The following is a 13,025-nucleotide window of genomic DNA, read 5'->3' on the forward strand; positions in this document are numbered from 1 at the left end:
GAACCTCTACGACGCATCCTCGGGATGGTGGCCCACCCCACGTGCCCACGGCGACGGGCGGACCACCTCGACGCAGAACACCCCACGGGTTCTCGGGGCGTCGAAGTGAACGCGGCCCCCGCCGTGGGCACGTTGGTCGTGGACACCGGCCAGGAGACCGTCGCCGAGTTCCGGGCGGAGTTGGCCGGGCGTTGGTACCTGCGTCCCGTGAGCGGCGGTGTCGAGTGGGACGTTGACCCCAGGACCGTCCAGCCGGCCAGCCCCGAGCAGCGCCTCCGCGTCGAACTCGCCCGCGCCAACGCCCAGAGCCACCGGAACGCCTACTGCAAGCGCGACCCGAAATGACCACCCGCCCCCGGCTGAACTTCCGCCTCCCCCGCTGGTTACGCCGACGTCGGCGCCCAACTGCCCTACGCTGTCCGCCGTTTCCCCGCACCGGCGTCCGGCCCCTGGAACCCTCCCTCTACCGTGCCGAGGTCCGCGCCGAGGGCCCTGTCCACGGCACCGGCGAGAACGCCCAGTGCGTGCTGGCCGCCTTCCAGTCCATCTCGCCCAAGCTGGTGCTCCGTTGGCTCAGCGGACGGGCGTTGCACCTCGCCGAGCGGCTCGACCCCCAGCCCGCCCGCACTCCGTGGGTGTCGCCGCTGATGCACACCATCACCTACCCCGCACCCGCCGGACCCGCCCGCCTCCGCGCCTGGGCCACCGACCCCACCGAACTCCACGCCGCCCGCGCACACATCAAGAACGGCTACCCCCTCTTCGTGAGGTTCACGGACGCGGACTGCACCTACACCCTCACCGCCTGGCCCGTCGCCTTCCACGCCAACTGGCCTGTGCAGCAAGGCCGTTCGGCCCTCGTTCCCGTTCCCGTTCGGCATCGGGTCGGCGGGCTTGCCCACCCCCTCTACGCACTCGCAGCGCAGGACCCATGGACGTCACCGTGACAACTACCCCCCACCCCAAGCCCGTTGGCCCCACCACCCCCGCCGAAAAAGCCGCCGCCCGCGACGCCGCCCGCGCCGACAGCGACGCCATCATCCAGCGCTACCAGGCCCGCGAACCCGTCTCCCGGATCGCCGCCGACTACCACGTCAACCCCGACTGGCTCGCCCTGCGCCTCATCGAATGGGGCATCCACCGCCGCCACCGCCACGAGGCCCACGCCCTGCGCCGACCCGCCGGACACGTCTTCCGGGGCCGGACCCGGCGTCGTTCCACCGCCGAAGTCCGCGCCGCCCAGGCCCAGTTCACCGGCGACCAGGCCGACGTCACCGCCCGCTACCTCGCCGGAACCTCCATCACCACCCTCGCCCGCGAGTACCAGGTCGCCCCCACCTGGATCACCGAACGACTCGACGACTGGGGCGTGCCGCGTCGGAGCCAGTCCGAAGCGACACGTGTCCAGACGCACGAGGCCCGGAAGCCCTGACGACCCACCAACCCCCGTCTCCGTCGGACGGGGCCAGTCTGACCCCCAACAGCTGGTGATCCCGACGGAGACGGGCCCCTGGTCCCGCCCGTGCCTCACCCCTTCCGCGCGGGCGGGGCCTCACCACCTCCTGACAGGACAGCACCATGGACCAAGTTGAAGAACCCAAAGCCCTCGCCGAGGGATGGAGCACCGGACTGGGCGGGGCGCTGGTGGAGGTCCGGCAGCGTCTCCTCACGGACGTGGTGAGCTATCTCGACGCACTCGATCGAATCCGCGAAGAGGAAAAGCACGAAGGAAGGAGGCGTTAGTACAGCCCTGTTCCGCGCGGTACGAGATTCCCCACTCGCTCACAGCTCAGGCCACAGCCGACTACGGCGAAGACCCCGAACTCTGGTACGGCTACGCAGATTCCGACGTGCCGGTCGTCACGCAGCGGGATGACGGCAAGCACACCGGTACGGCACCGGGGAAGGTACCGACGTCGTCCGCGTCCATGCCGTCCGTCGTGTTCGGGATGCCGGCCGACCTGGACGTGAAACCCGGTTCCCGAGTCTTGGAGATCGGCACGGGAACCGGGTGGAACACCGCGCTGCTTGCACACCGGTTACGGGTCGAGAACGTCGTCACGGTAGGAGGCGGCTTCGGCCCCCAACGGTTCGCCATGGGACTCAGACTCCGCGCCTGTGTGCATGCCGCTGCCGAGAAACGCGGCGGCGCACGGCCTGTCTGGTTCTACGGACTCACCGACCGTTCATGGGCCTGCATCCTGTTCCGCGACGGCGACACGGCCTCGGTCTGACAGTCCGGCCCCCGCCGACTGTGGGACGAAGCCTCGGCGGCCTACTCATGGTGGGTGAGCAAGGGAAAGCCCGGACCCGAACGCTTCTGCCTCACCGTGACCGCCGAAGGACAACGCGCGTGGATCGACGACCCGTCAGATTCCTGGTCGGTCTGAGCAGAACCTCAAGGGCCCCACATGTCTGCCACCGGAAGGAAGACAGGCGGGGCCCCGTCCATGAGTGGCAGCACCTCAACTCGACGCCACTGCAACTCAACCGGATCATCACCGGCATGCTCGCCCAGCGCCTCTACCGCAAGCTGCGCGACGTGACCCTTCTGCCCCCGGCCGTCTCGCCGCCCAGGCTTACGCGTCGCCCTGGCGCCCGTCCTCGCGGACCGGATCGGGGTCGACCACGAACGTTCCCTTACCCCACTCGGTGCAGACACCCCCCAACCTCCGGAGTTCCTGGGGGAGAACGTTTCAGAGTGGGGGGGTGGTCACCATCGATCTGAGTGACGATTCCCCGACGCTCGTCAAGCCGACTGCCACCAAGGATGTCGGGGGCGGGTCGTGGAGCTACGGATCGGTCATCACGACCACTGGGCAAAAGCGTTGCTACTCCCATTACTTCCACGGAGGAAAGTCGCATTCTGCAACCGTGCAGATCGGGGGAGCCTCCCGGAAAGTTGTCGAGCTGTGGGAAGTGACGGCGAAAGCTGAGCTGACGGCTGGTGCCGCGTTGCAGTGCAACGCATACTGGGCCACCTACGACCTTCCCAAGAAGCCCTAACCATAGGTTCTTCGTTCAGTACGGCATCACTGATGGCCTGGTGTAATCTGCTGAAGCTTTAGGGGGTGCCCGCGCAGGGGTGCGATCACGCCTGCGCGGGCACCCTCACGCGTTTCGGCCCAGTTTGACCGGCCGGTATCGGCAAAGGTAGATAGCAGCGCCCTTGATCCCAAGGAGACAATCGTTGTCATCCTCTACAAGGGCTCGACTCATAAGCACCTGGCTAAACAAAGGATTCCCGGACGCCGTGTCAACTTTACGCTCCCTCATTCTGCCGCCTATGGCCACGCTGGCGGTCGGTATATCTCTCGGTGCGCTCGGCCCCCTCCTCGGTACTGCCGATGACCCGGTGATCCATGCGATGCATGTCGTTCTCTCTGCTGGTTGGTCTTGGGCCGCCTTGGGGTTCGGTGTAGGAATAACCCGTAATTCTTTGGCTCAATCAGCCGTCTTGGCTGCTTTTTCCCTCCTGGCGGGTGTGGTCACCTACTATGCGGTCAAATCTCATCAAGGAGAGGTCGACGAGACTTCCTTTATATCAAAGGTAATCTTCTGGGGATTGTTTGCCGTCATTTTGGGTTCCATCCTCGGGGTGACCGGGAAGCTTGCAAAGAGCGAAGGGCTCCTCAGTCTTCCATTTCGATTGCTCATTCCACTGATCGCGCTCTTCGAGTCCTCAATGCGGCTACGCTCTGAAGCCACCACTCAAGGACAAGTGGTGAGCACCACGTGGGAGGTCACCCGAGGAGTAGCAGTTGCCGCCGTTATTGCCTTGATCGCCCAGGCAATAACGAGCTGGAGAAGCCGTGCATCCGCCGACCGAGGCGAGAATGTCCTGACTCGGTAGCCTCGCACCGGCTTCTGGCAGGCAGCGAAGAGGGCCGTTCCATCGGGAGCAGACCTCTTCACTGAGCGGCTCTGCCACTCCTTGAGGGAGAGCCTGTCCAGGACGTCTTGAGCGGGCAGGACTTCACCCGTCATACCGTTCCAGGCATCTGCACGCACCAGGCCCCGCTCACGTCGGCCGCCAAGCCACCGTTGCTTCCCTGCAACCTGATCGGCCGGACAGGCACTAGACAACGCAGAAGCCCCGTGCAGCCCAAGCAAGTGCCGCACGGGGCTTCTGCGTTGTCTGACCAGGCGATTCGCTAGAACACCCCATCATTGAGTATCCGCCGGACGGGCTGAGATGAGCCGGCCCCCGCCGACAAAGGGCCGGGAGTTGTCCAGCCCGACCCCTTGACGACAGCGAAGGCCCGTCGTTGCCTCCCTTCTCGGGGCTGATGAAGGGCGGAACGACGGGCCCAGGGCCCCGCACGCCGTTGTGCGGGGTCTCGCCTGTTCTTGGGTGGTGCACCGCGGCCGGTCGTGACGATCACTGGTCGGAGACAGCCCGGACCGGCCGCGGAGTGGGCGGGTGGGATCAGCCCAGGCGCTGGACCAGCGCGCGGTACTCGTCCCACAGCTCCTTCGGGGTGTGATCGCCGAAGGTGTTGAGGTGGTCGGGGATCAGGGACGCCTCCTCGCGCCAGATCTCCTTGTCCACGGTGAGCAGGAACTCCAGGTCGGCGTCGGCCAGTTCGAGGCCGTCGGTGTCCAGGGCGCCCTGCGCCGGGAGCACGCCGATCGGGGTCTCGACGCCCTCGGCACGGCCGTCGAGACGGTCGACGATCCACTTCAGGACGCGGCTGTTCTCCCCGAAGCCGGGCCACACGAACCGGCCCGCGTCGTCCTTGCGGAACCAGTTGACGTAGTAGATCTTCGGCAGCTTGGACTGGTCCTTGTCCTTCGCCACGTCGACCCAATGGCCCATGTAGTCACCCATGTTGTAGCCGCAGAACGGCAGCATGGCGAACGGGTCGCGGCGCAGCTCGCCGACCTTGCCCTCGGCGGCGGCGGTCTTCTCGGAGGCCACGTTGGCGCCGAGGAAGACGCCGTGGTTCCAGTCGAAGGACTCGGTGACCAGCGGAACTGCGGTGGCGCGCCGCCCGCCGAAGAGGATCGCGGAGATCGGCACGCCCTGGGGGTCCTCCCACTCGGGCGCGATGGTCGGGCACTGCGCCGCCGGCACCGTGAACCGGGCGTTCGGGTGGGCCGCCGGGACATCGGCGTCCGGCGTCCAGTCGTTGCCCTTCCAGTCCGTGAGGTGGGCCGGGGTCTGCTCCGTCATGCCCTCCCACCAGATGTCGTTGTCGTCGGTGAGGGCGACGTTGGTGAAGACCGAGTTGCCCCACAGGGTCTTCATCGCGTTGGCGTTGGTGTGCTCACCGGTGCCGGGCGCGACGCCGAAGAAACCGGCCTCGGGGTTGATCGCGTAGAGGCGGCCGTCCTCACCGAACCGCATCCAGGCGATGTCGTCGCCGATCGTCTCGACGGTCCAGCCGGAGATCGTGGGCTCCAGCATCGCGAGGTTCGTCTTGCCGCACGCGGAGGGGAACGCGGCGGCCACGTACTTCGCCTCGCCCTGCGGCGGCGTCAACTTGAGGATCAGCATGTGCTCGGCGAGCCAGCCCTCGTCGCGGGCCATGACCGACGCGATGCGCAGGGCGTAGCACTTCTTGCCGAGCAGCGCGTTGCCGCCGTAGCCGGAGCCGTAGGACCAGATCTCGCGGTCCTCGGGGAAGTGCGAGATGTACTTGGTGGTGTTGCACGGCCACGGCACATCCGCCTCGCCCTCCTGGAGGGGGGCGCCGAGGGTGTGCACGGCCTTCACGAAGAAGCCGTCGTCGCCCAGCTCGTCCAGTACGGCCTGCCCCATGCGGGTCATCGTCCGCATGGAGACGGCGACATACGCGGAGTCGGTGATCTCGACCCCCAGCGCGGACAGCGGCGAGCCCAGCGGGCCCATGCAGAACGGCACCACGTACATGGTCCGGCCGCGCATCGAGCCCCGGAAGATGCCGCCGTCGCCCTCCTTGCCCTGGAAGACCTCGCGCATCTCGGCGGGGTCCTTCCAGTGGTTGGTCGGACCGGCGTCCTCCTCGCGCGCGGAGCAGATGAAGGTGCGGTCCTCCACGCGGGCGACGTCACTGGGGTCGGAGGCCGCGTAGAAGGAGTGCGGCCGCTTGACCGGGTCGAGGCGCTTGAACGTGCCCTTGTTCACCAGCTCCCCGCACAGCCGCTCGTACTCGGTCTCGGAGCCGTCGCACCAGACCACGCGGTCCGGCTGGGTGAGGTCGGCGATCTCGTTGACCCACGAGATCAGTTCCTTGTGGTGGGTGGGAACGGCCGAGGGAGCCGCGTTGTCGCGCGCCACGATTGCTCCTAAATGAGGGTTTGGTGATGGGAGGCCCCGTGGGGGCTGCGACCCGGATGCCACCGCACGGGGTTCCTTGCACGAGAACCCTGCGCTCATCCGGTGCCGACCGCACTCATTTGATCATCCGACGAGAGCGCCCATCTGTCCAGGGGGCTTCACACTTGAGCGGAGTGAGGATCGCCACGTATCCGAATGTTTCGGAGAGTTTCTTTACGTGCACGTTGGGTTCACCCAACCGCCCTTTGACGACCGAACGTCGATCAGTTGGCCACAGTCGGTCACAGCTGGGCACAGCTGCCCCACAGCCGGCCCCAGCTGGCCGCAGCTGGCCACAGCGGCCCACAGCGGCAACGCCCCCGCCCGCCCTACACCGCCCCCTCCCCCTCCCTCCCCGCCCCCTCCCCCCACGTCAACTCCGGTATGACGATGGCCACTCCCCGCCGGTCCATCTCCCCCCGTTGACCCGTAACTTACGGTTACGTAGGTACGATGCTGGCTATGACTGCGTCCGCCCCCGACGCGCCCACGGACCAGCCCTCCGTCGGCCGCGGTCCCATCGCGCTCCCCCTCCCGCACGAGGTCAAGCCCAAGCTGCGCGGCTGGCTGCACCTGGGCATGTTCCCGGCCGTGCTCATCTCCGGTCTCGTCCTGACCGCCCTCGCCGACTCCCCCCGGGGCCGCCTGGCCTGCGGGATCTATGTGCTGACGGCGTGCCTGCTGTTCGGCGTGAGCGCGCTGTACCACCGGGGCGACTGGAGCCCACGGATGGACGGCGTCCTGCGCCGTCTTGATCACGCCAATATCTTCCTGATCATCGCGGGCACCTACACCCCGCTGACCATGCTGCTCCTGCCGGACGCCAAGGGTCAGTGGCTGCTCTGGGGCATCTGGGCGGCCGCCCTCGCGGGCATCGTCTTCCGGGTCTTCTGGGTGGGCGCACCCCGCTGGCTCTACACCCCCTGCTACATAGCGATGGGCTGGGCGGCGGTCTTCTTCCTTCCCGACTTCATGCGCACCGGCGGTATCGCGGTCCTGGTCCTGGTGATCGTCGGCGGTCTCCTCTACAGCGCGGGCGGTGTCGTCTACGGCATCAAGCGCCCCAATCCGTCACCGCGTTGGTTCGGCTTCCACGAGGTCTTCCACTCCTTGACTCTGGCGGCGTTCGTCGTCCACTACGTCGGCATCTCCTTGGTGGCGTATCAGCACGGGTGACGGGGGTCCCCGGGGAGGGGCGCGGGGGTTCGGTTGACGGTGGTTCGGGGGTTCGGTTGATGGTGGTCCGGGGTGGCGAGGGTTCGGGTGCGGGCGTGTTCTCACCCCCATGACGGTCCTGGCCGCCGTCGCGTATGACCGTCGTGGACGACGACAATGACCTCCATGACAGCCGCACCTCCCCCCACCCCCGCCGACCGCCCCCGACCAGGGCTGCGGGAGCGGAAGAAGATCAAGACCCGGGTGGCGATCCGTGCGGCGACGTTCGCGCTGATCGAGCGGCAGGGGTACGACGCGACGACCGTCGAGCAGATCGCGGACCGCGCCGAGGTGTCGGCGTCGACGGTGTTCCGGTACTTCCCGGCCAAGGAGGACATCGTCCTCAGCGACGAGTACGACCCGCTCCTCCTCGACGAACTGCGCGCCCGACCGGCCGGTGAACCCTGGACGGCCTCGCTGCGGCACGTGCTGCGCGAGGCCGTCGCGCGCGGTTGCGCGGAGCATCCGGAGGCGGTGCGGCTGCGCGCCCGGCTGGTCGTCGAGGTCCCCGCGGTCCGGGCCCGGATGCGCGAACTCCTCTCGGTCACCGGCCGTCTCCTCGCCGAGACCATCGGCGCCCGCACCGGCCTCGACCCGGCCGGCCTTGAGGTCAGGGTCTTCGCGACGTCCCTGCTCAGCGCCCTGTCGGAGGTCTTCATCCACTGGGCGGAGAACGGCTTCGAGGGCGACCTCGGTGACCTCGTGGACCGCGCCCTGGACGTCCACGAGCACGGCCTGCCGACCGGCCCCGCTCCGGAAAACCCCTGAACCGTCCCCGCCCTCCCATGCCATTCTGGCCGGGTGAACGGACCCGAGATCCACGTCGAAGTCGCCCCCGAACTGGCCTTGTTCGTCCCGCACGCCCGCCGAAGCGGAGCCACCCCCCTCACCGTCGACGGCATCGCGACCCTCGGCCATGTCGTCGAGTCGCCCGCCCACCACGACCAACTGGAAACGATCGTGACCCGGGCGCTGGAACGGTTCGCGGGATAGGCGCGGGGACAGGGAGAGTCCGGCTCTCCAGGCGCCCGAGAACCACCAAGACTTCTTCGCGAAGGACTCTTTGCAAAGAACTCTTCGCGGTCTAGCCTCGGTGTCATGACGACCGATGCGCCCAAGAGCCCCGACGACCCGACCGGCAGCCCGCGACCGGGCGGCCCGACCGACGGACCGGGCCGTTCGAACGTCGATGACGGCGCCGTCGTTCTGGATGCCAAGGGGCTGCGGGCGCTGGCGCACCCCGTGCGGGTGCAGTTGGTCGGGCTGCTGCGGAAGTACGGCCCCTCGACCGCGACCCGGCTCGCGGAGCGGCTCGGGGTCAACTCCGGTACCGCCAGCTACCACTTGCGTCAGCTCGGCGCGGCCGGATTCGTCGAGGAGGACACGGAACGGGGCAACGCCCGGGAACGCTGGTGGCGTTCGGTCCATCAGATGACCGAGCTGAACGACCGTGACCTGGCCGATCGCGAGCCCGAAGCCATCCTCGCCTACCGCCAGTCCATCGCCTCCATCTACACCCTGCGCACCCGGCAGACCCTCAACGAGCTGGAGACGATGCCCCGTTCATGGCGGGACACCTTCGACATGAGCGACTGGGCGTTGCGGCTCACGCCCGCCGAGGCCGGTGAACTGCGCGAGGAGCTGAGGGCCGTCATCGCCCGCTACCGGCGGGACACCCCGGAGGCGGCGGCGACCGCACCCGAGGGAGCCGAGCGGGTCGCCGTCATCACCCATCTCCTGCCCGAACTGGACACCCGAGCGGCGGGAACGGAGCCCTCGTGACGTCGTCCGGGGGCATACCCGGCGAGCGGCGGTCCCTGCGGCCGTTGGGCGGGGTGCTGGCGGCGATGGCCGTGTCGCTGACCGGTACCCGGGTCTCGGCCGTGGCGCTGCCCTGGTTCGTGCTCGTCACGACCGGCAGCGCGACCCGGACGGGGCTGGTGGCGTTCTGCGAGATGGCCCCGTATGTGCTGGTCAAGGCGTTGGCGGGGCCGCTGGTCGACCGGGTCGGACCGCGTGCCGTCTCCTGGTCGACGGACCTGGTCAGCGCGCTCGCGGCGGCGGCCGTTCCGCTGCTCCATGCCGTGGGTCTGCTCTCGTTCCCGCTGCTGCTGGCCCTGGTCGCGGTGATCGGCGCGGTCCGTGGGCCCGGCGATCTGGCCAAGGAGGTCATGGTGGTGGAGGCGGCCGAGCGGGGCGGGGTGCCGTTGGAGCGGGCCACCGGTCTGTCCGGTGCGACGGAGCGGCTCGCCGCCACGCTCGGTCCTGCGGTGGGCGGCTCCCTGGTGGCGCTGCTCGGCCCGTTGACCGGGCTGTTCGTCAACGCGGCCTGTTTCGCGCTGGGTTCGGTGGTCATCGGGGTGGCGCTGCCTCGCGGCATGGGGCACGCGGCGGGGGACCCCGGAGCGGCATCCGGCTCGGAGCGGTCCGGCTACTGGCGGCGGTTCGGTGCCGGATTCGCCTTTCTGCGGGGGGAGTTGCTGCTGCTCACCGTGATCGTCACGGTGGGGGTGACCAATCTGCTCGACGCCGCGTTCAGCGCGGTGCTCCTGCCCGTCTGGGCCAAGGAGTCCGGCCACGGGCCCGCCGTGATCGGTCTGGCGGGCAGCGCGATGGGGGCAACGGCGGTGGCTGGAAGCCTGCTGGCCGCGCTGGCCGCGCACCGGCTGCGGCGCAGGGCGGTGTTCTTCGCCGGGTTCCTGGTGTCCGGGGCGCCGAGGTTCCTGGTTCTCGCCCTCGACGCCCCGTTGGGCGTGGTGCTGGCCGTCTTCGCTGTGAGCGGGTTCGGTTCGGGGTTCCTCAACCCGGTGCTGGGCGCTGTCCTCTTCGAGCGGGTCCCGCGCCATCTGCTGGGCCGTGTCAACGCCCTCGGCGACTCGCTGGCCTGGTCCGGTATCCCGCTCGGCGGCCTGGTCGCCGGCGCGGCGGTGGCGTCCGTCGGTCTGGTGCCGGTCCTGTTCATCGCCGGGACCGCGTACTTCCTCACCACCAGCCTCGCCGGACTGCGCCCGGAATGGCGGGAGTTGGACCGCCCGGCCCCGGGAGCGGGCGCGGGCGTCCTGGCCTCACCTCCACCCCCTATCCCAAGTCCCCCTTCCCGCAGGCCACTCCATCCCCGTCGGCGTCCAACCCCAGGGGATCGTCAGCGCCGTTGAGCTTCAGGCGGGGGTAGTTGTTCTGGCTCAGCCAGGTGCAGCGGGACGTGGGGGTGTTCTTCACGGTCGGGGGGAACGTCGTGGGGACGCAGGTGTTGGCGGTGCCGTAGTGGCGGTCGCAGCCGGAGAGGGTGGTCGGGACCTGCTCCGAGGTGCGCTTCTTCTGTGGGCCCGTGGCCTTGGCCTTCGGGGCGTTCGCGAAGGTGTGGATGTGGGCGGAGGCGGTGTCCGGGGTCAGGGACTTCGGGCCGGTCAGGTGGACCCATTTCGCCAGCGACGGGATGCCGCCTGCGTCGACCGCGAAGAGCATGTACCAGCCGGGTGGGGCGAGGTTCGGGTTGCTCGTGACGTTCAGGTCGACGTTGTCGCCGTCGACGGAGAGGGGGAGGTCGACGAAGCGCTGGTTGGGGTCGGAGGAGTGGGTGACGGCGGCCGGGCGGATCAACTCGGCTTTCGCGATGGGGCGGTTGACGGTGATGCGCTGGGTGTCGCCGTAGGTCCACTCGGTGTCGATGAGTGAAGTGATCTGCGGGCGGGGGCCCTTGAGGAGGTAGGGGGGCGTGTAGAGCGACACGTTGTGGTTCCAGGAGCCGTTGCCCGGGTTGTCGCCGGTGGTCATCACGCGGCCGTCGGGGAGCAGGAACGCCGACGAGTGGTAGCCGCGCGCCTCCGGGTCGGCGGCCACCGGGTCGAAGGTGCCCGTGCCGGGGTCGTAGAGCGACGTCTCATACACCGGGTCGGCCCGGTTGTGCAGCGCGCCGCCCGTCTCCAGGACCGTGCCGTCGGGCAGCAGGACGGCGGAGACGTACATCTTGCCCTGGGCGCCGGTCTGTTCGACCTTGCCGTCGCCGAGGTCGACGGTGCCCTGCGGGATCGGGGGCCCGGGGACGTAGGCCGGGTTCGCCTGCTTGAGGTCGATGACGTCGGTGAGGCGGCCGGCGTCCGGGTTGGTGTCGATGTTGCCGCCGCCGAGGGTGAGGACGCGCTGATCCTGCGCCGGGGGCAGCAGCACGCTCGCCGACTGGTCCCGCTCGTCCTTGGCCTGCAACCCCGGGACCTGGGTGACCGTGTTGGCGTCGTAGTCGTAGAGCGCCGCGCCGGTGCCCGGGATGTTGTTGCCGAAGACATGGCTGCCGGAGTAGAAGAGGCGGCCGTCCTGCATCAGGATCATCGACGGGTACAGGCCCCAGAACGACCAGGTCTGGTTGACCTGCGACGACGGCAGCCACTTCTGCTGCGCGTCCGACCAGCGCTCGGCGGTCACCGAACCGGTCGAGTCCTCGCGCAGGCCGCCGAACGAGACGACGTCGCCGTTGCCGAGTTCGGTCGCCGAGGGGTACCAGTGGCCGTCGTTGAGGTCGTTGGTCCTGGTGTAGGTCTCGGTGGCCGGGTCGAAGAGGTAGGAGTCCTTGTAGCCCTCGTAGCCGTGGCTGCCGTCGGCGGCCGCGTAGGCCTTGTTGCCGCTCATCACCAGCACGCGTCCGTCCTGGAGTTGGACGTGCCCGGCGCAGAACATGTCCTTCGGCGTGGGGATGACCTGGTAGGTGCCGTCGGCCGGGTCGTACACGGCCGAGGTGAACGTGCCTGCCGCGAAGTCGACTTCACTGTTGCCGGAGCCCGCGATCAGCAGGACCTTGCCGTTGTTGAGGACGACGGAGTGCATGGACCGTACCGGGTTCCGCGTCGGCAGGACGTCCCAACGGCCGTTGGCGCACTGGGCGTTGGTGCCGGTGCAGGTGACCGGTGGGGGCACGTCGGGGACCTGCTCCATGGTGTAGTCGTCGGTGGTCGCCGAGCCGGTGCCGTAGACCGAGACGCCCCAGGTGATCCGGTCGGTGCCGGTCGGGATCACCGGGGTGCGGACCGTGGCCTGACTCCAACTCCCCTGCATGTCCAGGGTTTTGAGGTCGGTCCAGTACTGCCAGCCGGTCGTGGTGTCGTGCCGGAACAGGGTGATGCTCGCGTCCGGTGTCGTCGTCCGGTACCAGAGCGAGAGGTCGTACTGCCTGCCCTCGCTCACCACGGGCGCGCAGTCGGCGGACTCGGTGATGAGCGCCTTGCGGTCGCCGTCGGTGCGGCGGCTGAGGGACACCTTCATGGCCCGGCCCCCGCTGTGGGCGTCGTTCGTGGTCTCGAAGGTGACGTCGTTGTCGCCCCAGCCGGACTTCTCCCAGCAGTACGGCATGTCGTCCGCACCGGCCGTCTCGAACCCGGGGTTCTTGACCAGGTTGGCGGCCTCGGCGGACTGGGGCACGGCGAGCAGCAGCCCGGCGGTCAGGGCGCCCACCCCGACCAGCGCGGTTCTCCTGCGACGCGGGCGAACGGTCCGGTTCCTCACACGGCTCTCCTCCACT

At 68.8% G+C, this 13,025-nt stretch carries 12 protein-coding genes and 2 pseudogenes; 12 read left to right on the forward strand and 2 right to left on the reverse strand.

From position 1 onward, the window contains the following. The first annotated feature begins 105 nt into the window (after nucleotides 1-105). From ACIQOU_RS19795 to ACIQOU_RS19825, 7 genes and pseudogenes are all read left to right on the forward strand, one after another. Nucleotides 106-345 carry a hypothetical protein gene (locus tag ACIQOU_RS19795; protein ID WP_401538057.1) on the forward strand — a complete coding sequence of 80 codons (240 nt, stop codon included), beginning with the start codon at nucleotides 106-108 and terminating at the stop codon, nucleotides 343-345. Continuing rightward, on the forward strand, nucleotides 342-947 hold the full coding sequence (locus ACIQOU_RS19800; protein ID WP_401538058.1) for a hypothetical protein: 606 nt from the start codon (nucleotides 342-344) through the stop codon (nucleotides 945-947). The genes ACIQOU_RS19795 and ACIQOU_RS19800 overlap by 4 nt, the downstream gene beginning before the upstream one ends. Further along, the gene (locus ACIQOU_RS19805) at nucleotides 944-1,432 is read left to right on the forward strand and encodes a hypothetical protein (RefSeq protein WP_401538059.1); all 489 of its coding nucleotides are present in this window, start codon (nucleotides 944-946) and stop codon (nucleotides 1,430-1,432) included. The genes ACIQOU_RS19800 and ACIQOU_RS19805 overlap by 4 nt, the downstream gene beginning before the upstream one ends. A gap of 146 nt (nucleotides 1,433-1,578) precedes the next feature. Then, on the forward strand, nucleotides 1,579-1,743 hold the full coding sequence (locus ACIQOU_RS19810; protein WP_401538226.1) for a hypothetical protein: 165 nt from the start codon (nucleotides 1,579-1,581) through the stop codon (nucleotides 1,741-1,743). A 26-nt stretch (nucleotides 1,744-1,769) separates the two neighbouring features. After that, nucleotides 1,770-2,390: pseudogene (locus ACIQOU_RS19815) on the forward strand (hypothetical protein). 319 nt (nucleotides 2,391-2,709) lie between these two features. After that, nucleotides 2,710-3,006 carry a lactococcin 972 family bacteriocin gene (locus tag ACIQOU_RS19820; RefSeq protein WP_401538060.1) on the forward strand — a complete coding sequence of 99 codons (297 nt, stop codon included), beginning with the start codon at nucleotides 2,710-2,712 and terminating at the stop codon, nucleotides 3,004-3,006. 247 nt (nucleotides 3,007-3,253) lie between these two features. Beyond that, nucleotides 3,254-3,853 carry a DUF6518 family protein gene (locus tag ACIQOU_RS19825; RefSeq protein ID WP_401538061.1) on the forward strand — a complete coding sequence of 200 codons (600 nt, stop codon included), beginning with the start codon at nucleotides 3,254-3,256 and terminating at the stop codon, nucleotides 3,851-3,853. Nucleotides 3,854-4,429: 576 nt separating this feature from the next. Here the strand turns inward: ACIQOU_RS19825 and ACIQOU_RS19830 are convergent. Further along, nucleotides 4,430-6,262, reverse strand: a complete 1,833-nt coding sequence (locus ACIQOU_RS19830) for a phosphoenolpyruvate carboxykinase (GTP) (protein ID WP_401538062.1) — start codon at nucleotides 6,260-6,262, stop codon at nucleotides 4,430-4,432. Between the two features lie 501 nt (nucleotides 6,263-6,763). On the opposite strand from ACIQOU_RS19830, the gene ACIQOU_RS19835 reads away from it, so the two are divergent. The 5 genes and pseudogenes from ACIQOU_RS19835 to ACIQOU_RS19855 all read left to right on the forward strand — a co-directional run bounded on the left by ACIQOU_RS19835 (nucleotide 6,764) and on the right by ACIQOU_RS19855 (nucleotide 10,671). Continuing rightward, the gene (locus ACIQOU_RS19835; RefSeq protein WP_401538063.1) at nucleotides 6,764-7,477 is read left to right on the forward strand and encodes a hemolysin III family protein; all 714 of its coding nucleotides are present in this window, start codon (nucleotides 6,764-6,766) and stop codon (nucleotides 7,475-7,477) included. Nucleotides 7,478-7,642: 165 nt separating this feature from the next. Beyond that, on the forward strand, nucleotides 7,643-8,284 hold the full coding sequence (locus ACIQOU_RS19840; RefSeq protein ID WP_401538064.1) for a TetR/AcrR family transcriptional regulator: 642 nt from the start codon (nucleotides 7,643-7,645) through the stop codon (nucleotides 8,282-8,284). Between the two features lie 33 nt (nucleotides 8,285-8,317). After that, nucleotides 8,318-8,446 (forward strand): annotated as a pseudogene (locus ACIQOU_RS19845) (hypothetical protein); the annotation flags it as partial. Between the two features lie 168 nt (nucleotides 8,447-8,614). Then, nucleotides 8,615-9,298, forward strand: a complete 684-nt coding sequence (locus ACIQOU_RS19850) for an ArsR/SmtB family transcription factor (RefSeq protein ID WP_401538065.1) — start codon at nucleotides 8,615-8,617, stop codon at nucleotides 9,296-9,298. Then, nucleotides 9,295-10,671 carry an MFS transporter gene (locus tag ACIQOU_RS19855; protein WP_401538066.1) on the forward strand — a complete coding sequence of 459 codons (1,377 nt, stop codon included), beginning with the start codon at nucleotides 9,295-9,297 and terminating at the stop codon, nucleotides 10,669-10,671. Before ACIQOU_RS19850 ends, ACIQOU_RS19855 begins: the two co-directional genes overlap by 4 nt. On the opposite strand, the gene ACIQOU_RS19860 is transcribed toward ACIQOU_RS19855, so the two are convergent. Beyond that, nucleotides 10,595-13,009 (reverse strand): galactose oxidase-like domain-containing protein, encoded by a 2,415-nt coding sequence (locus ACIQOU_RS19860; protein WP_401538067.1) that lies wholly within the window; start codon nucleotides 13,007-13,009, stop codon nucleotides 10,595-10,597. The genes ACIQOU_RS19855 and ACIQOU_RS19860 overlap by 77 nt on opposite strands. Nucleotides 13,010-13,025 lie beyond the last annotated feature (16 nt).

Origin of the sequence: Streptomyces sp. NPDC091279 (assembly GCF_044757465.1) — a bacterium.
Lineage (GTDB): Bacteria > Actinomycetota > Actinomycetes > Streptomycetales > Streptomycetaceae > Streptomyces.